The organism is Nostoc sp. (assembly GCF_036917435.1).
In the GTDB taxonomy this organism is placed as follows: Bacteria; Cyanobacteriota; Cyanobacteriia; order Cyanobacteriales; family Nostocaceae; genus Nostoc.
The window spans coordinates 37,419-57,606 of sequence record NZ_JBALDM010000045.1; the positions used below are offsets into that span (position 1 = coordinate 37,419).

Sequence of the window (20,188 nt, forward strand, 5' to 3'; positions counted from 1 at the left end):
TCATTTGTGAGAGGTTCAGATCCTCGACAACTTTTACGAAGTCGGGGATCTTTTTGTTCAATAATTTACACCGGAATTTCAATGATAAATTCTGTACCTTCACCTAGAACCGAATTACAACTCAATTTTCCGCCGTGAGTTTCTTCGACAATTTGACGAGCGATCGCCAACCCCAAACCCGTCCCTTTACCAACAGCTTTAGTAGTAAATAAATGCTCAAAAATCTTTTGTTTGACTGATTCACTCATCCCCTTACCATTATCCAGAATGGCAATTTTTACCTTTTCATTTTCGACCGATGTTTGAATGGTAATGTAGTTAAGATTGGCTTGAATTTCCTCAAAACTACGTCCATGATTAGATTCATCTAATGCATCAATAGCATTAGCAAGAAGATTCATAAATACCTGATTTAACTGACCGGGAAAGCAATTAATCGCCGGGATATTACCATAGTTGGTGACAACTTCAATGGCCGGACGAGTCTCATTTGCTTTGAGGCGATGACGTAAAATCAAGATCGTGCTATCAATGCCTTCGTGAAGATTGAAGGTTTGTTTTTGGTCGCTATCGGCACGGGAGAAGGTGCGAAGACTCTTGCTGATGGATTTGATGCGATCGCCGCCATCTTTCATGGCTCTAATTAACTTGGGTAAATCATCTCGTAAATATTCCAGGTCGATTGTCTCTAATTCCTCTTTAATTTCCGCCCCAGGTTGAGGGAATTTATCGTTGTAGAGGTCAATCAACCCAAATAGGTCATTGATAGAATTTTGGACAGCACCAACGTTGCCAATAATGCAGCCGACGGGATTGTTGATTTCGTGGGCAACTCCGGCGACTAAGTTGCCCAGTGCTGACATTTTCTCACTTTGGACTATTTGGAGTTGGGCTTGTTGCAGATTGTTTAAGGCATTTTCTAAGGCAAAGGATTTCTGCTGTAGGGCAAGTTCTGCTTCTTTGCGTTCGCTAATATCCAATACTAATCCATCCCAAACCAGAGTTCCATCGGCAAGCTTTTGAATTCGAGCTTCAATGCGAATCCACTTGATGATTCCAGATGGTGTAATAATTCGCCCTGACCACTCAAAAGGAGTTAGTGTTTGTATTGAGTCCTGAATGGACTGTTGGTGATTTGCGATATCATCTGGATGTATCGCTTTGACGAGAAAGTGGACATTAGCGATCGCTTGCTCGGCTGTAATTTCGTATATTTCATAACAGTCTGCACTGATATACGGCAGAGACATGACACCATCAGCAGATATCTGGTATTGATAAACAACGCCAGGAACATTGTCTACAAGTTTTTCAAAGCGAGAATTACTCGCACTCAATTGGGCAAAAGACTCTTGTAGCTGTTGAGCATATTGCTGAGAATGCTCATAAAGTCGAGCATTTTCTAGAGAAATGGCAGCTTGGGCGCAGAGTAAGTTTAGCAGTTCCACGCGATCGCTTGTAAAGGCTCCAGTGGCTAAGTTATTCTCCAAATACAACACACCAAGCAACTTACCCTGATGCAAAATCGGACTACACAAGATACTCTTGGGCTGCTGTTGTTGAATATAGGGGTCATTAATTAATTGCGGATGTACGCTAGCATCAATAATCACGGCTGGTTTTAAGCTGCGTTTAACGGTATTAATTAAGCCAACTGGTATATCTGTTGACTCTTCAACCGGCTGTGGATTCGTCAGCATTGAAGAACAATCAACTTTGGTATTTCCATTGTTCTTTAGCTCAAGCCCCGCCAATGCCCGAATCAGTAAATTATCGGACTCCATCAGCATTAACACACACTTATCAGCACCAGCATTTTCGATGAGAATAGAAAGCAACGATGAAAGCAGTTTTTCAAATTCGATTTCGCAAGAGATAGCTTGAGAAGCTTTGAGAATGGCAGATAAATCTAAAGCCACAGAGACGCTACTGCTGGTACTGGCGGAACTAGTGGATGTGACACTCTCTAAAGTAAAGATAGTTTCATTAGTAGAGAAACGAGAACGGGTTTGCTGGAGGATGGGAGCAAGCAATTGGGGATAGCGTTTTTCTAAATCGGTGACTTTGGCTTTAGCACCCCATCGAGCATAGCAGTAATATGCTTCTTGCATATATAGTTGAGCTATTTTTTCTTTATCCCAATCCAGGTAGAATGTAGCGGCCAGTTCATTGCTAAGTGCTTCTTCTTGGATGTAGCCATTTTCTTTGGCTCCTGATATGGCGCGATCGTATAAGTCTATTGCTTCTACTTTGTTACCTAATACGCGGTGTCGTTCTGCTTCTACCAAATGAAATTTGTGCAGAAAGTTCATCGGGGCATAATTTGCCCAAAGGCGTAGGTTTTGCTGATTATGATCTATTTGCTGATAGTAATTTTGTCGTGTATCTTCATCAGCATTTTCAGAACATTTTAATAATGACAATGACCAATATAAATTGTGGATAAATACTGAAAACACCCCAGGAATTGCCAAGGTATGAGGGTATGCTAAATTCCCATTTTCGAGAGCTTGACTATATTCACCATAAAGATAGTGAAGAATTAGTTTGGACACATAAACAGCAACTAAAGGATTATGACTATTGTCGTGGATTAGTTTAGATAGTCTCTGATGTTCATCAAAACTATCACCGATCAAATACACTCGTTCTTTCCCGATATTCAATAAATTTTCCGTTAACTGTTTCCAAATGCTTCCGAATTCTCTGCAAAACTCATGTGCGATTTCTTTACCAGCAATGTGAATGTATTTCTCTTGTTTTACATGAACTTCTGGTAAGTATTCACCTACCCATAACAGATGATGGCATAAATGCATTGCAGCATAGCCAGCGTACTCAGTATCACCATTATTTAATCCATCTTTTAATGCTTCTAATAATGATGGTAATGTGTTATTGAAATGCTCTTTCCAATACTGTATATGAGCGGCAAAGAGGAGATGAACTTTACACTTAAACTCCCGACTCTCATAAATTTCTAGGAGTTTTAAGGCAATTTTCCCAGCATGATAGCCATCTTTGATCTCCCCTTGACCACACTTGAGCCAACCGTAAGCAACATAGACATAACAAGCAAGCTCTGATCTGCCAAATTTTAAAGACAGGTTAATCAGTGTGAGAACAAATTCTTCAAATCTGTTCGTAGTTAAAAATACTGCTGGCAAAACACTGATCAACATTTGCATTGCAGCAATTTTATAGGGATTGCTCATTTCTAGCATACTTTCAACATCAGATAGTGTAGGTAATTTAACGCCTTTTTTCACTAATTCTGGACTGGTAATCTCAACGTTTAATTCATCTAGAATTTGTAATCCTAATTCCAGGGAATTATACAATCGGTTTTGTAGCACAAGATATTGAATCTTTAAGTCATAAATTTTTATTTTGTCTAAAATTGTCTGCGCTGATTGCAACACCTCTGCTGCTAGATGTTCCATTTTGTCAAATTCTTTATTCAAATAAGCAGCTTCAGTAGCTGCTATGTAGAGGTTTAGAGTCAATTCATACTGATGAACCCAACAGTTACTATCTAGTAGCTCAATTCCTGTTTGTAGATAATCTCTTGCTGCTGCGTAGGCTGTGGAATTTCTAGCTTTATGACCAACTCTTAAGTTAATTTTTGCTAATGCTTCTCGTTCATTTGCTTGAGTAATTAATTCCTGTCCCTTGTTCAAATGCTCGACGATATCAAACAGTTTTTCTTCTTGTTCTATCAAAGAGTAATTTTCGACGAGTAGCTGTCCAATTTTCAGATGCGTTGCTGTTTTTTGATGCTCAGGAATCAGGGAATAAGCCGCTTGCTGTACTCTGTCATGTAAAAATCTATATTTAGCTATTTGTTTACCATAGTTATCATTTTCCTGCACCAATTTATCATTACTCTCTTCCTGATAATATTTATAAATATCATTAATTGGTAAAATCAACCCTTGTTGTAAAGCTTTCCATAAATCAGTCGCCGTTTTGATTTGGTGTTGTTCTGAAACAATTGCCAAAGTTATTAAATCAAACTGGTTGCCAATACAAGCAGCTAATTGCAATATATTTTGAGTTGAGGAAGGCAGTTTTTGTAATTGAAATGCCATAAAAGCAACAACATCATCTGTAACGGCTTGCTGAGTTACGAGTGCAATGTCACATTCCCAACAGCCTAATTCAAAATCAAATAGAATCAGTCCATCTTGATGTAAGGCTTTAAGAAACTGGGTAGCAAAAAATGGATTGCCTTGAGTTTTTTGATATATTAACTTAGAAAAACTCAGGGATAAATCTTCTGAACATTTCAGGCTTTCAGAAACTAATTTATTTATTTGTATTTGACTGAGTGGAGCTAAAATAATTGTATTTATCGTTGCATTTGTTTTCTGAATTTCACTCAAAGTCAAGGTTAAGGGATGGGCTGGATTGATCTCGTTATCACGATATGCACCTATGAAAAGAAGATGACTTGTATCAGCCATTAATAATTGTATTAAATTCAGCGATGCCGAATCTGCCCATTGCAAATCATCTAAAAATATTACTAATGGATGTTCAGCACTGGTAAAGACTTGTGTAAACTTTTGGAACAATGAATTAAATCTATTTTGGGCGGCACTTCCTGATAATTCTGGTACTGGTGATTGTTGACCAATAATTATTTCTAATTCGGGGATGACTTCAATAATTATTTGTCCGTTTTCACCGACAGCCGACAATATTTTACTTTTCCATTTTTTAATTTCAGGATCGCTTAGAGTTAATAATTGCTCCATTAAATCCCGAAATGCTTGCACAAATGCACTAAAGGGAATATTCCGTTGAAATTGGTCAAATTTCCCTTTGATAAAATAACCGCGTTGTCTAACAATGGGTTTATGAACTTCATTGACAACTGCTGTTTTACCAATCCCGGAAAAACCAGCAACCAGCATCATTTCTGTTGCACCAAGGCTGACTCTTTCAAATGCTTGGAGTAGCGTTTCTACTTCGGTTTCTCGTCCATATAATTTATCAGGAATGATGAAGCGATCGCACAGATCCCTTCGCGCAATCTCAAAGTCATTTATCGTACCAGTTTCTTTTAGCTGATGTAAACAATTTTCTAAATCAAATTTCAGTCCTAATGCACTCTGATATCTATCTTCTGCATTTTTCGCCATCAATTTGCTGACGATTTCTGAGAGTATAGATGGAACTTTTGGGTTAACTGCATGAACCAAAGGCGCTGATTTAGCAATATGATAATGTACCAATTCCATCGCATCATTTGATAGAAATGGTAAAACTCCAGTGAGTAATTCGTAGAAGGTTACACCTAAAGAATAAAAGTCAGTCCGATAGTCAATTCCACGATTCATTCTGCCAGTTTGTTCTGGAGAAATATAAGCGATTGTTCCTTCTAAAATATTGGGGCTGAGGATGCTTTGCGTTTCTCGTGGTAGTAAAGATGCAATACTAAAGTCGATTAATTTAACTTGTTTGGTTTCGGGATGAATTAAAATATTACTGGGTTTGATGTCTTTATGAATAATCCGCTCTCGATAGAGTATGTCTAAGGCATTGCAGAGTGCGATCGCTATTTCTAAAAACTCGTGTAGAAACGTTGCGCGTAACGTCTCTACACGAGTGAAATATTCTTTTAAAGAAATCCCCCCAAAATCTTCCATCACCAGTGCATAGCCATTTTGATGGGGTTCTAGGCTATAGGTGGCGATGATTAGAGGCGAGTTAAGATTTTTGGCAATGGTGTACTGATTGCGAAACTGCACCAATTCGCCCAAAGCCGGATAAGGATTTTTCAGCAGTTTAATAACTACAGGTAATGAGTCATTATCTCGATAACCACGATAAACTAGGGTTCTGGAACCGTTGTAGAGTTCTTCGCTGATGCGATATCCGGGAATATTGGCTCTTGTGCTAACCATATTGCTAAATGCTGAAGATTTCCAGGTTTAGTATTCCCAGATATCTGAAGCCGTTTAACATTCAAGACAGAAATTATACTGGTATTTTTATAATAAATTCTGTACCTTCACCTAAAACAGTATTAAAACTCAATTTGCCGTTGTGAGTTTCTTCGATAATTTGCCGAGCGATCGCTAACCCTAAACCCGTCCCTTTACCGACAGCTTTTGTAGTAAATAGATGGTCAAAAATCTTTTGTTGAACTAATTCATTAATTCCGTTACCATTGTCAGTAATGATAATTTTTACACACTTATCTTCTACTGAAGTTGTAATTGTAATGCAATTGCAATTTAGCTGAATCTCCTCAAATGTACGTCCATGATTCGATTCTTCTAAGGCATCAATAGCATTAGCAAAAAGATTCATAAACACCTGATTTAATTGTCCAGGAAAACATTCAATCTGAGGTAGATTTCCATAGTTTTTGATTACTTCAATTGCGGGACGCTGTTCGTTTGCCTTCAAACGATGTTTCAAAATTAAAATTGTGCTATCAATGCCTTGGTGGATATGAAACGGTACTTTATAATCTCTATCAGCACGGGAGAAAGTTCTTAAGCTGGTGCTGATATTTTTGAGTCTGTCGCACGCCATAGACATAGAATCAATCACTTTTGGCAAGTCTTCTAAGCTATAATCTAAATCAATATCTTCAGCATGTTCAACGATTTCATCACTTTTATTAGGGAAGCTTTCTTGATATAACCTGAGATGCTTAACAATATCAGCAACTGTGGGTTTAGCTTGTTTAAGACTAGCAGCAATGAAACCTAAAGGATTATTCATTTCATGAGCTACCCCAGCAACTAAATTACCCAAGGCAGACATTTTTTCACTTTGAACTATTTGTAATTGGGCATTTTGTAGATCATTTAGCGCTTGTTGCAAATCAACTGACTTTTGCTGTAAAGCAAGTTCTGATTGTTTGCGTTCCATAGCTTGCCGATGAGCATCGCTAATATCTCGCATTATAACCACTGCACCAAGTTTGTTACCCGAAGCATCAATGATTGCTTGTCCACTTGCTAACAAAATTCTCTTAGAACCATGCTTCGGTGCAATGATCATTTCGACATTTTCGACTATTTCCCCTTGAAAAGCGCGAAATAAAGGAATTTCTGTTACAGCTAGGGGTGTTTGTCCATCAGGCTGATAGAGATCGAAGTGTTCTGTCCATTGTTCTGGTGGTAATGATTCTACTGGTAAGCCATGAAACTCATGAGTTGCTTTGTTAAATAAAGTCAATTTGCCACTAGCATCACAAACCACAATTCCATCGGTAATAGTTTCAATGATGGCATTTAAGAACTCTCTTTCTTTAGCTAAAGATGCTTCACTCCGTTTTAATTGTATTAGTGATGCTTCTAACGATTGGGATTTTTCCTGTTCTCGCTCATAAAGTCGCGCATTTTCTAGAGAAATGGCTGCTTGGGCACAGAGGAGATTAAGTAGTTCGACGCGATCGCTGGTAAAGGCTCCAGTTGCTAAATTATTTTCTAAGTACAACACGCCAAGCAATTTACCTTGATGCAAAATTGGGCTGCACAAGATACTTTTGGGCTTTTGTTGTTGAATGTAAGAATCGTTGATTAATTGCGGATGCATCGTGGCATCAACAATCACTGCTGGTTGTAAGCTGCGTTTAACTGTATTAATTAAGCCAATTGGCAGATCCTGAGAATCTTCAACAGGTTCTGGATTGAGCAACATTGAATAAAAATTAACATGAGCAATTTCCTTGTTATTTACAGGGCTAAAGGAAAGCTGTGCTAGCGCCTGAATCATTAAACGGCCTGATTCCAAAAGCATAAATACACACTTATCAGCCCCCGCATTTTCAATGACAATATGCAGCAATACCGAGAGCAGTTTTTCGAGTTCGATTTCGCCAGAAAGGGTTTGAGAAGCTTTGAGAATGGTTGCTAAATCTAAAGCAACAGAGGTGCTACTACTGCTGGAAGTGGCAGAACTTGTGGACGTGACACTCTCCAAGGCGAAGATAGTTTCGTTGGTTGAGAGAGAAGAAGAGGTTTGCTGGAGGATAGGGGCGAGTAATCGGGGATAGCGTTTTTCCAGATCGGCGACTTTTGCTTTTGCACCCCAACGAGCATAGCCATAGTAAGCGTTCGTCATGTATTCCCCAGCTATGCGTTCTTTGCCCCAGTCGAGGTAAAATTTAGCAGCTAGTTCATTGGCAAGTGCTTCTTCTTGGATATAGCCGTGTTCTTTAGCAAGAGCGATCGCGCGATCGTACAAATCTATTGCCTCGGCTTTGTTGCCTTGCACTCGCTCTCGTTCCGCCTCAACTAGATGAAACTTGTGTAAGAAATTCATCGGCGCATGAATTGCCCAATATTTGAGTTTTTCTTGATTGGCAGCGATGCATTCTTTTTTTTGCTGCTGTTCTGGGGTTGAAAGTTGCTCAAACCATGCTAAGTAGGCTAAAGACTCATAAAAATGAAAGATTGGTACATAGAAAAAAGCCAGGATAGCATCCAAATACTGTCTTGCCTGCACAGCTTCTTGTACAGCTTGTTCAAATGAAAATAGATAAGACACAACCAGTTTGTTAATCCACAGCAATGCTAGTCCGGTGCGATCGCCTGCTGCTTCACTTAATGGAAGTTGATGCTGTTCATTGTAGGCTGCACCGCTCAATACCACCACGTTATCTGCATCCCCCATTAAATTGAGCAGAATTTGTTGAATCAACTGGGAATAAGTGAGATTGGTATTCTGCTTGAGATGCTTGAGTGCTTCACAATATCCGGCAACTTCCGACTCTAATTTCGTTAAATTCTGTCCGGCAAAATAGGAATAAAAACCGTAGTTATACGCAGAGTAGCCCGCGAAAGCTAAATCGCCCACATCTAAACAACTACAATAGGCTATCTGCAAGGGCTGTAATGTCTCACGCAGGTGCATTTTCCCATGTCTTGTGTACAAATAAACTAGTAATAAAGTTTTCCCTTTCAATTCAGAATTTTGATAGCGTGAAAGTAGATCGAGGGCTAACTGACCGAATTCATAACCTAATTCAACGTTTCCGAACACACCACACATCAATATTCCATAAGAGACATAGCTAAAAGTCGAGGTTGATTCATTGCCATAGACGACAGACAAATAAACCTTTTTTAAAATCACCAGTAAATACAGTTGTGGACGGAACAGATAAGCGCAGGGTGCTACTGATGTCAAAATTCGAGCTGCTGCCACAATGCTTGCATCCATCGCTTCGCTGAGGTTGAGTAACTCAGCAGGTAATCGCTCTCCAATTGCATCTGAGACGGTACTAAAGGCAGCATCCATATCATCCTGAGTTGGCGCTATGGGCAGTTCCACTCCTAATTGCTTTAAAATGGTAAGTGCTGCCGCGATCGCTTGGGTAAATTCACCCTGGGCGGTGAATGCCTCAATCTTCACCTCATAGACGCTGACTTGATCTAATGGAGTTTTGGCGTGATTTAGGATTACGTTCGCAAAGGCTAGCATCTGTTCTAAATCACCGCTCAGATAAGCCGCTTCTGTAGCGACTTGATGGAGTGCTAGAGTCAACTCATACTGATGCTGCCAACTGTTTTGGGACAGTAACCCTATACCCACCTGGGCATATTTGCAAGCAGCAGCATAGGCGGTTGCAGCTTTCGCTTTGCGACTTGCCATCAAATTAAATTGCGCCAATGCTTGACGTTCTGCTGGTTGGGCAATCAATTCAACTGCAACATTGAGTTGACTAACTATTTCAAAAATACGTTCTTCCCGATTGCTTTCGGGGATGTTACTCAAGAGTAACTGCCCAATTTTTAGGTGAGTTGCCTGTTTTTGTTCCTCTGCGATGAAGGAATAGGCAGCTTGCTGGACGCGATCGTGTAAAAATTTATAAACACAGGTGTCAACCTTCTGTGTTGAGGTTTGGATAGTGGCGGCTGAAGCTTCAGTTTGATAAAACTTGTAGACTTCATTAGTTGGAATGATAAATCCTTCTTGCAATGCTTTCCACAAGTCCGAAGCGGCTTGAGTCTGCGACTTTTCAGAAACGATCGCTAATGTCGCTAAATCAAACTGATTGCCAATACAGGCTGCCAATTTTAAAATATTTTGAGTGATGTCGGGCAACTTCTGAAGTTGTTGGGCCATAAATTCCACCACATCATCGGTGAGAAGCAAAGCTTTGACTTGGGTTACATTACACTGCCAAAAACCCACTTCCCAATCAAAGGTAATCAGCCCATCCTCATGCAGCGCTTTCAGAAACTGAGTTGTGAAAAAGGGATTGCCTTTGGCTTTTTGATAAACCAACTCTGTCAACGGTAATGCTTCTTCTGTTGTACAACTAAGGGAGTCTGCGATTAAATGGTTGACATCTGTTTGACTCAACGGAACTAGAGTCAAAGTACTGACACAGGAGGATGTTTTTTCAATTTCATCTATTGTCAACATCAGTGGATGAGCGGCAAATACCTCGTTATCGCGGTATGCGCCAATAATCAATAGATAGCCGCTATCACTCTGGCTCATCAACAACTTCAGCAAATTGAGCGATGCCGAATCAGCCCACTGCAAATCATCGAGAAACATCACCAAGGGATGCTCTCTTGTTGTAAACACCTGAATAAACTTTTGGAACAGCAAATTGAAACGGTTCTGTGCTGCACCACCCGATAGTTCAGCGATCGCAGGCTGTTTGCCGATCATCTGTTCAAGTTCAGGAATCACCTCGATTAAAACTTGCCCATTCTCTCCAACTGCCGCTAAAATCTTTCTCTGCCATTGCTCAAGTTGAGTATCACTTTCACTGAGTAACTGCCCCATCAAATCACGAAAGGCTTGCACAAAAGCAGATAGAGGAATGTTGCGGTTAAATTGGTCATACTTACCCTTGATAAAGTAGCCGTTCCACCGGACAATCGGCTTATGTACTTCATTGACGACTGCGGTTTTGCCAATGCCAGAGAAACCTGCCACCAGAATCAATTGGGAGCCACCATTGGCAACATAGCCAAATGCCTCCAGTAGCGTTTGCACTTCTGATTCCCGTCCGTAGAGTTTTTCGGGTATAAGAAAGCGATCGCTAATATCTCGCTGTCCCAAATCAAACCAGGTGTGCTTGCCTGTTTCTTGTCTGTGTTCTAAGCAAGTCAATAGATCGTGTTTAATTCCCATCGCACTCTGATACCGATCTTCGGCATTCTTTGCCATCAGTTTGCGGACAATCTCCCCCAGCATTAAAGGCAAATCGGGGTTGAAATCGCAGATAAAGGGTGGAAGCTTTGCAATGTGGCAATGCACCAACTCCATCGGTTCATGGGAATCAAAGGGCAATTTTCCAGTGAGTAATTCAAAGAAAGTTACACCTAATGAATAAAAGTCGCTGCGGTAGTCAATGCCCCTGTTCATCCGTCCAGTTTGCTCTGGCGACAGATATGCGAGGGTTCCCTCCAGTCCGTTGGGATTTTGGATCTCCTGGGTTTCTCGTGGTAGGAGTGAGGCAATACTGAAATCAATCAGCTTGATTTCTTTGGTATCAGGATGAATCAGGATGTTGCTTGGTTTAATATCTTTGTGAATGACACGCTGTTGATGTAACTGGTGTAAGGTGTCTAGTAGTTGCAGGGCAATAGGAAGGAATTGCTCTAAGGCTAGTGGTTGTCCTTGGGTAAATTGTCGCAAGGAAATGCCACCAAAGTCTTCCATTACCATGACATAACCATTATGATAAGGTTCTAAGTTATAAGGTTTAATGATACTAGGAATATCTAGGTTATTGGCGATCGCATATTGGTTGCGAAACTGGACTAATTCGCTAAAACTAGGATATTCTCGTTTTAAGAGCTTGATGACAACTGGTTGGCGTTGGCGAAGCCCACCGAAGGTATCGCGTTCTCTTACTGCCCGATACACATAAGTCCGAGAACCTGAATAAAGTTGCTCTATAATGTGGTAGCCAGCAATATTTAAAGTTTCATCAACTTTTGCGCTCATAATTTTGTACCATAATTCCTTGTCTCAGGCTTAGAATTCCCTATAAAACATCTTGCTTAACAAGCCCTAGATAAATTTACAGCAGATTGCAACAGGCGTGAGGTACAGATCATCGTAGGGGCAAAACATGTTGTGCCCCTACCCGTGTACTTCATTTACCCGCAATACGCTGTATTTGTATTGGTATTGAACATAGTTCAGTCAATGTCTTCATAGAAGAGTCGCACAGAAGCCTACACTGTATGCTTGCATCAGTGTAGGTAAGCTAAAAATATTTTAATTTGCATCCTCAAAAAAATGAATCTCTTGTGGGGTGGGCATCTTGCCCGCCCTGGTTGTGCAAATTAAATACGCGACAGCTTACGTCACAGTAAAAGCTGTATTTGCAGTAAAGTTGATAAATCTAGAGATGCAAGCTGTTTATAAGCTTTATCTACAAATCGCTTACCTCTAAGAAAGCCTGTATTCGCTCCCGGACAAATGTATTTGAGAGTTTCAGGTGTAAAACGTTCTAATAAGAACTGAAGACTCTTAATTTGTCGCCGCCAGTGAAAAGTTTTAGCTGTCCGTAATGGTATCGGCTCACCCTGCTGATTAGGAACTAAATGGCGGCCAGAAAACAATATACCTCCAAGGTCACTGTAGTATAGGCAAGATGAGCCGGGAGAATGCCCTGGTGTCCAAATCACTTGTGTTGCAGCATCAAGAGTGAATTCCCGACTAAAGGTAGTTACGGTTAAGCCTGGTAATAAATAAGCTTCTTGTTCTTGCATCAGCACTTCGCAGCCAAAGGTTTGCGGGATTTCAGCAGCCTTGCCAATAGCGCCTCGATGGGTAAGAAATAACCAACGCACACCTCCAGACGCGGCTAAAAAATCTTGATTTGTTTGGTCTAATGCAGGGCAATCTATCAGGATATTGCCTTCGTTTCTTACAATGAAATAAGAGGTTCCTCCTAATGTGTCCCGATTAGGTGGAAAAGCAAAAATGCTCTCTGATGCGAATTCCGATTGCAGAGAACTTCCGCAACGAACTTCGTCAGCAAACACAGTCCTTGGTAGCTTAGTTGTATGACTTGGCTGTTCAGGTAAAGGGCACATAATAAAAGAACCGACTGAGGAGTTGTGGATAATCTAGTTACAGTGGGAAAATTCTCAAAAATTCCAGGACTTACGCCAAAAAATAGCCCAAACCTTGATTATCTGGTAGGGGTAATTCATGAATTGCCCCTACCTCGTGTAGTTTTGCGTAAGTCCTAAATTCTATAGCACTGTTAACTGTTCGGAAAAATTGGGGTTTGAGGTCTGCTTTGTAGTTAATGCTATGGTGCTAAAGCTACTGGTGGGGCGTTCTGTCAAAATTACTGAAGATAATATGGGATTTTGGTTTTTGTTTCTCCTCCTACTGGGGCTTGCTACTTATCTAATGGTGCAGCAAAGCGTCGCTAACATCACCCGCACGCCAGTATGGTTGTTATGGCTAGTTTTAATGACACCAGCATTGCTGTTGAGTGGATGGACGTTGAGATACGGGACTAAAATACCTCCACCACCAGCGCTGTTCATCTCGTCGTTATTTGTTTGCACACTTTTATACTGGATCTTGTTTCAATGGGGAAGGAGAGTACCAACAGATACACAGACCGAAGCCCAAGCCAAAGCTTCAGAATCACAGCCGACTATCCAACCCACCACAGAAGCAACAGTGCGTCACATTGAGCCAACAGAAGAAACGCAACTGCGAAATTGTTTCCCTTGGTCTGTATACTACGTTCAAAATATTGAATATCGACCACAAGCTGTAATTTGCCGTGGTCAGTTGCGAACTCAAGCCAGCAACGCCTACCAGCAGATTAAGACTAATATTGAAGCACAATTTGGCGATCGCTTCGTGTTGATCTTTCAAGAAGGTTTTAACGGCAAACCTTTCTTTGTCCTAGTTCCTAACGCTCAAGCTGCGAAAGAGAAAAATACACCACGACACAATCAAGAACGCTTAACTCGACCAGGATTAGCACTTCTACTAGTATTAGTTACTTTGATGACTACTACTTTGGTGGGAGTGGGAATTGCTGGTGTTTCTCTTCCGCCTCTATGGAAAACTGGCTCTTTGTTTAAAGTTCTATCTAACCCAGATGTCCTATTCAAAGGATTACCTTATGCTTTAGGACTGATGACTATTTTGGGAATTCATGAACTTGGACATTATTTGACAGCTAAATCGTACAAGATTCGCTCAACGTTGCCTTACTTTATTCCCATACCTTTCTTCTTGGGAACTTTTGGTGCATTTATTCAAATGCGTAGTCCGATTCCCAACCGCAAAGCTTTATTTGACATTAGTATCGCTGGGCCAATTGCAGGCTTTGTTGTTACCTTGCCATTACTAATATGGGGCTTGGCTCATTCTGATGTGGTTCCCCTGATTGAAGAAAAAGCCCGATTTTTAAATCCTGATGCCGTTAATCCCAAATATTCCATTTTACTAGCGCTACTGTCGAAGTTAGCTTTGGGAAGTCAGTTAACGGCAAAATCAGCCCTTGATTTGCATCCGGTTGCAGTAGCTGGTTTTCTGGGACTAATTGTCACTGCCTTAAATTTAATGCCTGTGGGACAATTAGATGGAGGTCATATTGTCCATGCGATGTTTGGACAACGAACTGCGATCGCTATTGGTCAAGTTACTCGCGTCCTCTTGCTATTATTTTCGTTAGTTCGAGAAGAATTTTTGATGTGGGCGATTCTCTTATTATTTATGCCCTTGATTGATGAACCTGCCCTGAATGATGTCACTGAATTGGATAACAAACGTGATGTTTGGGGATTACTGGCAATGGCTTTGTTGATTGTAATTATTTTGCCATTACCGCAAGCGATCGCTAACTTTTTACAAATTTAAAAACTATCAAAATAGCAAGAGTTCAGATACCCGATTTCTCTAAGAAGTCGGGTATCTCATTATTCACAACTAACTGGATACCGAATTAGCCGCCTCGGAAGCCTTCGCCGCAGGTGGAAAACCACCCATACGAATCTCAGAAGTGAAAGAAGTAATACTAAATCCCCCAAAACTCTTGAGGACATTTACCCGCATTCGCAAATTGGGGCTAGCAAACCACAGACGCTCCTCTGACCAAATGTTTTCATCTTCTATAGTTATAATCAATGCACCATCACTGTCAAATTTATAGTCTCCGGCAACTGGAGTCTTTTTGGCATCAAGTGTTTCCCGCAGTAACTTACCTTGTTCTGGATTATCTGCATCAGGTACTGAAACTAACACAGATGAACCACTATGTTTTGATTGATCCTTTTCCATTGTGCCATTCCAGTTAATTTTGATCGCACAAGAGGCGGAACTAGGATTAATTTTGTACTGTTGACATACTTTAATCGTTTCTGGATGATCTACTGCCAGCGTCTCAATGATGATATCTGATTTACTATTTTCAGATTCATTAAAATCTAAATGTTGACTAGTCCGATGAGAAAACCATTTACCAGTACTTAACTGAAAAAACTCTTCAATATTCATGAATGAAATTACCCTGCATCAAAATGCTAAAATTGCCACTTAATTATTAAAAGGTAGCAGGAGGCTCTAATATTATTAACCTTGATTGCCTATTTCCTCAAGCTGCTTGAGGCCAATTCTGGCTGCCTCAGCAACGTTGAAATGATTGTCTTTTTCTAAGTATTTTAAAGCTGAGACACTCTTGGGAGTAGGGAGATTTCCCAAAGCTTCTGCCAAACGCTGCCTGACTAACCAATCATCTGATTGGGCGAAGCGCAGAATTTGATCGACAGATTCAATATCTTTAATTTCTCCTAGCGCCGAAATTGCAGCTTGTTGCAACACAACTTCTTTGCTATCCAATGCCTGAAGAAGAATTTGACGGGCACGAGGGTCTTTAATATTACCTAGAGAAACGGCTGCACTAAAGCGTACCAGCCAATCAGTATCTTCATAAAACGCCCGTGAAAGCACTTCAAAGGCTCTGGCATCACCCAAATATCCTAAAGCACCAGCAGCATCAGCCCGGATGCCATAATCAGGGTCATTTTCGAGAATTCTGACCAAAATTGAATAACATTCTGGCGTTTGCTTGATTCCAAGGGCAAATATTGCCATCGATCGCAGTTGCAAAGATTCGTCGTCTAGTACCTTTTTAATCAAAGGGACTGCATCTTCAGGAGAAACATTACGCAGATTAGCAAGAGCTACCATGCGATCGCGTAAGTTCGGACTTTCTAACTGAGTAGAAATTTCTTGTAAGCTGAGAGCTGTCATGTAGTTCAAAGCATTTTCTTTACTTATCTTAATGTACCCGATCCGTTCATCAGGCTGTCGCCATAGTGAAGTAGGAGTTTGGCGACTTTACAAAATGGCTCAATTATGAGTGAAAACTAAAAAGCCTTGACCTGATTATCTTGACTTGATTATGTTTAACGGAGAGGGGGGGATTCGAACCCCCGTTGGGTTTCCCCAAAACGCATTTCGAGTGCGTCACCATGAACCACTCGGACACCTCTCCAGGTATTTTTCACACATTTGAGTATTTATTCTATATTCAAATGTTGTGAATTAACGCAAATGTTACTGCATTGCCAAGATTACTATAACATTACTCTCAATCACGCGATCGCTTCACCCTGATTTTCGCCCCCTTCCTTCACTAGTCTCTCCTGCAAAAACTGCCTCTACTTTTTTTCGGTGAGGCAAACTTACCTTTTAAAATACTACTGCTTTTCGATACCATTACAGTAATTTACGATTACCTAAAGCTATCCAAACCTTTACTATCTCCAAGTTTAGGTAGTCAATTACACATTTTTGACTTACCTATATGCCTGTATGCTGGCTCATTGAGTAACTTGCTATTGATTTTTTACCTTGTTTAATGTTTCACACAGATGATAAAAAATACAACTTTTAACAGTGCCGGTAAACTAACTGCTCTTTTATTCTTGATAACTCTCTTCCTAACGCCTTGTGTGATTGTCAATGCAGGCGAACGTGGTGTATTGATGAAATTTGGCGAAGTACAAAACCAGATATTAGGAGAAGGACTTCACTTAATTATTCCTGTAGTCAATACTGTAAAAAAGTTGAGTATTCGAGTCCAAAAACAGGAAATTTCGGCTGAGGCTTCTTCAAAAGATTTGCAAAATGTTTTCACAGATGTAGCTCTCAATTGGCATATTATTCCCCAGGAAGCAAATGTCATTTTCCAAGAAATTGGAGATGAACAAGCTGTAGTTATGCGGATTATTAACCCAGCAGTTGAAGAAGTACTAAAAGCAATAATGGCAAAGTATACTGCTGAAGAAATTATTACTAAACGAGGTGAAGTCAAAGGTGGAGTAGATGATGCATTGTCTATACGACTAGGTAGCTATCACGTTGCAGTGGATGATATTTCTCTAGTTCATGTCCATTTTTCAGAAAGATTTGGTGAGGCGGTAGAGGCGAAGCAGATTGCTGAACAAGAAGCAAAACAAGCAGAGTTTATTGCGCTAAAAGCAACAAAAGAGGCTGAAGCAAAAGTTAATTTAGCCAAAGGAGAAGCTGAGGCTCACAGATTATTACGTGATGGTTTAACTCCTGAAATCCTGCAAAGGCAAGCAATAGAAAAATGGAATGGGAAACTACCATTGATTGTAAGTAAGGAGACTCCAAAATTGTTGAATCTAAGTGAACTTTTAAAATTTGACTAAGTAAGTATGCGAGAATAAATCAAACTAAATTAAGTAATGTAAAAAATCTTGAAATTAGTTTTTAGTGAGGGCTGAAGCCCTCATTTTAGGACTAAAGTCCTCACTACAAACCTTTAATTATTTACGCCGCTCTACTTAGTTCAATAATTTGCTCTATACCTAAAGACTGAGATACCTAGCTTCTTGAAGAAGCTGAGTATCTTATTTATTCTGTAGAAATTCGAGCGACTAAATTAACCGTTAGAGAATAAAATAGGAGAATCGAGAATCTTCAACTGAATAAGTAGTATAATCAGCAGGGTATAAGCTGTTGAAGAAATTAGACCAGTGAATAATTCTTTTTTGAGGTTATGCTCTTGAGGTTCTTTCTGAAAAATGTCTTTAGAACCGAATTGCATCAAGAGAATTCCCACAATATTAGAGAGCCAGTATCCGATAATTGAACAAGGTAGAAGTAATTTTGGGGAAAGAAAACTACATGCATACCCAAAACCATAAGCTATTGGCAAATTGAATAGTAGGTCATTCCACCAACATAGTGGTGACAATAAATATCCCAATACCAGAAAAAATCCACCTCTGAGTTTTTTGAAAATGTCTTTTTTAAACTCTTGTGGTGTAGATTGTTTTAAATCCTCTAAGACTGTTTCTCCTGTTACATTCAATTCTTGACTGACGTTTTGGATGCTTTCCATAAAAAACACTATTCCTATCGGCTTACTGTATTTTAATATATAAACTAAGCCAAAGTCTAGTACAGTCATGATGTAACTTGAGCTTTTGACTGCTGAAAGTTTTACCAATACATAGTTTCAGCAAATACGAAATTACAGCCGAGGAAGCGATCGCTAATGTGCAGTCTAACTTTTGTTTAATTAATTTTGTTTTAGTACTTAATAGTAACCGCCTAATTAGCGTAAATATTCAAACCTCTCACTGGTTTTACTACGCAAAAGTATCCCTCTCCGACTCGGAGAGGGACAGACTTGAACAAAAGTTCAAGACAGGTGAGGTTTCTCAAAACTCCTCACTTCTAACCTTTTAAACCTTTCCCGCCACAACCGAATCTTTCTGCAAAAGTTGCACTGCTGCTTGATATTGCAAATCCGCTTCCGTACCAATCTGTTCGCGGTTAATTGGGTCTTGGGAAATCACTTTATCTGGCTTAATACCTAATTTGTTAATATCCCGGTGTTGAGGAGTTTCATACTTAGCAATTGTAACCGCCAAACCCGAACCATCTGATAATTCAAATAAAGATTGAATTAGACCTTTACCAAAGGTGGTTTCACCTACCAACTGGGCACGACCGTTATCTTGGAGTGCGCCGGCAAGAATTTCGCTAGCACTGGCAGTTCCTTGATTCACCAAAATCACTAGAGGATCTTTCGTCAGGGCTGGCCCAAAGGCTTCAAAACTACCTTGAATACCTTGTCGGTTCACAGTGTAAACAATAGTACCAGAATCTAACCACAGACGGGCGATTTCAATTCCTGATTGCAATAACCCCCCAGGATTATTTCGTAAATCTAGAACGTAGGCATCAGCGCCTTTTTTTTCTAGACTAGAAATAGCGTGTGCCAATTCTGTTGAAGCGTTGGCATTAAATTGAGTGAGGCGTAGGTAGCCAATGGGCGTACCCTCTGTGGAAACACGCAATTCGGAAACTACAGGGTTAAGAGCAATGCGATCGCGCGTTAGTCTAATTTCTGCTTCTGCCTCTCCGTCCCGTTCAATCAGGAGAGTTACCAGGCTGCCACTTGGCCCGCGCATTTTAGTTGCAGCTTCATCTAGGGTAAGATTTTTTGTGGGAACGCCTTCAATTTTAAGAATGCGATCGCGTGGTCTAATCCCCGCTTTATCTGCTGGTGAACCCGCTATAGGAGCCACTACTTCCAACTTCCCACTCTCAGCATTCAGGGCAATTTGTAATCCTACTCCAGTCAATTCCCCAGAAGTATTAACTTGTAAGCTGCGGTACTGCTCTGGGTCTAAAAAGCGGGTAAAAGGGTCATCAAGACTCTTGAGCATCTTCCCAATAGCCGCATAACTAGCATTTGAGTCTGACAGAGGCTTCTCTAAAACCTTTTGTCTTACAGCCGCCCAGTTCTGATGATTAAAAGTCTCATCTAGATAAGTGCGATTAACAATTCGCCAAACTTCCGAAACCAGCTTTTGTTCGCCTGTCAAAGCGATCGCAGGCTGGGTAAGCGTACCAAACGCCAACCAAAACGCCATTAACAATGAAAATCCAACCCGAAAGACTTGTTTATTCATGAACCCCATTATCAATTCCACCTCAACCGAAATTGCCTAGAAATGCTCAGTTGCCCTGTTGTTGATGAAATCTATCTCTCGATTATGTTACTTTTTTTATAGAAGTGGTGCATTTCTCTCATCAAGTTGTTCAGTCAACTGATGGGTTGTATCCACTCACGAAAGGATAAAATCTACTTTGTGTCCACCATTTTGTGTGCAGGGGCGTAAAGAGATCGCAATATATTCCTTCTTTACAGAGTGTAAAGTTTCTG

General features: G+C 40.3%; 9 protein-coding genes and 1 tRNA gene. 2 read left to right on the forward strand and 8 right to left on the reverse strand.

Going from position 1 to position 20,188, the window contains the following annotated elements; genetic code table 11:
• Positions 1 to 65: 65 nt before the first annotated feature.
• The 3 genes from V7K98_RS21830 to V7K98_RS21840 form a co-directional block, all read right to left on the reverse strand.
• Positions 66 to 5,912, reverse strand: a complete 5,847-nt coding sequence (locus tag V7K98_RS21830) for a trifunctional serine/threonine-protein kinase/ATP-binding protein/sensor histidine kinase (protein ID WP_335025605.1) — start codon at positions 5,910 to 5,912, stop codon at positions 66 to 68.
• A 73-nt stretch (positions 5,913 to 5,985) separates the two neighbouring features.
• On the reverse strand, positions 5,986 to 11,940 hold the full coding sequence (locus V7K98_RS21835; protein WP_335025607.1) for a trifunctional serine/threonine-protein kinase/ATP-binding protein/sensor histidine kinase: 5,955 nt from the start codon (positions 11,938 to 11,940) through the stop codon (positions 5,986 to 5,988).
• 365 nt (positions 11,941 to 12,305) lie between these two features.
• Positions 12,306 to 13,040, reverse strand: a complete 735-nt coding sequence (locus V7K98_RS21840; protein WP_335025609.1) for an MBL fold metallo-hydrolase — start codon at positions 13,038 to 13,040, stop codon at positions 12,306 to 12,308.
• Between the two features lie 274 nt (positions 13,041 to 13,314).
• On the opposite strand from V7K98_RS21840, the gene V7K98_RS21845 reads away from it, so the two are divergent.
• Complete coding sequence (locus V7K98_RS21845; RefSeq protein WP_335026056.1) at positions 13,315 to 14,838, forward strand: site-2 protease family protein; 1,524 nt, start codon at positions 13,315 to 13,317, stop codon at positions 14,836 to 14,838.
• 69 nt (positions 14,839 to 14,907) lie between these two features.
• On the opposite strand, the gene V7K98_RS21850 is transcribed toward V7K98_RS21845, so the two are convergent.
• The 3 genes from V7K98_RS21850 to V7K98_RS21860 form a co-directional block, all read right to left on the reverse strand.
• Positions 14,908 to 15,474 carry a phycobiliprotein lyase gene (locus tag V7K98_RS21850; protein ID WP_335025611.1) on the reverse strand — a complete coding sequence of 189 codons (567 nt, stop codon included), beginning with the start codon at positions 15,472 to 15,474 and terminating at the stop codon, positions 14,908 to 14,910.
• 75 nt (positions 15,475 to 15,549) lie between these two features.
• On the reverse strand, positions 15,550 to 16,230 hold the full coding sequence (locus tag V7K98_RS21855; protein ID WP_335025613.1) for a HEAT repeat domain-containing protein: 681 nt from the start codon (positions 16,228 to 16,230) through the stop codon (positions 15,550 to 15,552).
• 159 nt (positions 16,231 to 16,389) lie between these two features.
• A tRNA-Ser gene (locus V7K98_RS21860) sits at positions 16,390 to 16,474 on the reverse strand.
• Between the two features lie 379 nt (positions 16,475 to 16,853).
• Here V7K98_RS21860 and V7K98_RS21865 point away from each other — a divergent pair.
• Positions 16,854 to 17,657, forward strand: coding sequence for a prohibitin family protein (locus tag V7K98_RS21865; protein WP_335025615.1), 804 nt, complete (start codon positions 16,854 to 16,856; stop codon positions 17,655 to 17,657).
• A 233-nt stretch (positions 17,658 to 17,890) separates the two neighbouring features.
• Here V7K98_RS21865 and V7K98_RS21870 read toward each other — a convergent pair whose 3' ends face one another.
• Together V7K98_RS21870 and ctpA are read right to left on the reverse strand one after the other, a co-directional pair.
• Positions 17,891 to 18,352, reverse strand: a complete 462-nt coding sequence (locus V7K98_RS21870; protein ID WP_335026058.1) for a hypothetical protein — start codon at positions 18,350 to 18,352, stop codon at positions 17,891 to 17,893.
• Between the two features lie 346 nt (positions 18,353 to 18,698).
• Positions 18,699 to 19,943, reverse strand: a complete 1,245-nt coding sequence (gene ctpA, locus V7K98_RS21875) for a carboxyl-terminal processing protease CtpA (protein ID WP_335025617.1) — start codon at positions 19,941 to 19,943, stop codon at positions 18,699 to 18,701.
• Positions 19,944 to 20,188: the final 245 nt, after the last annotated feature.

Bases quoted from the DNA above. Each gene is read 5' to 3' on its own strand.
- V7K98_RS21830 (WP_335025605.1), bottom strand. From the start codon at position 5,912: ATGGTTAGCACAAGAGCCAATATTCCCGGATATCGCATCAGCGAAGAA.
- V7K98_RS21835 (WP_335025607.1), bottom strand. From the start codon at position 11,940: ATGAGCGCAAAAGTTGATGAAACTTTAAATATTGCTGGCTACCACATT.
- V7K98_RS21840 (WP_335025609.1), bottom strand. From the start codon at position 13,040: ATGTGCCCTTTACCTGAACAGCCAAGTCATACAACTAAGCTACCAAGG.
- V7K98_RS21845 (WP_335026056.1), top strand. From the start codon at position 13,315: ATGGGATTTTGGTTTTTGTTTCTCCTCCTACTGGGGCTTGCTACTTAT.
- V7K98_RS21850 (WP_335025611.1), bottom strand. From the start codon at position 15,474: ATGAATATTGAAGAGTTTTTTCAGTTAAGTACTGGTAAATGGTTTTCT.
- V7K98_RS21855 (WP_335025613.1), bottom strand. From the start codon at position 16,230: ATGACAGCTCTCAGCTTACAAGAAATTTCTACTCAGTTAGAAAGTCCG.
- V7K98_RS21865 (WP_335025615.1), top strand. From the start codon at position 16,854: ATGATAAAAAATACAACTTTTAACAGTGCCGGTAAACTAACTGCTCTT.
- V7K98_RS21870 (WP_335026058.1), bottom strand. From the start codon at position 18,352: ATGGAAAGCATCCAAAACGTCAGTCAAGAATTGAATGTAACAGGAGAA.
- ctpA (WP_335025617.1), bottom strand. From the start codon at position 19,943: ATGGGGTTCATGAATAAACAAGTCTTTCGGGTTGGATTTTCATTGTTA.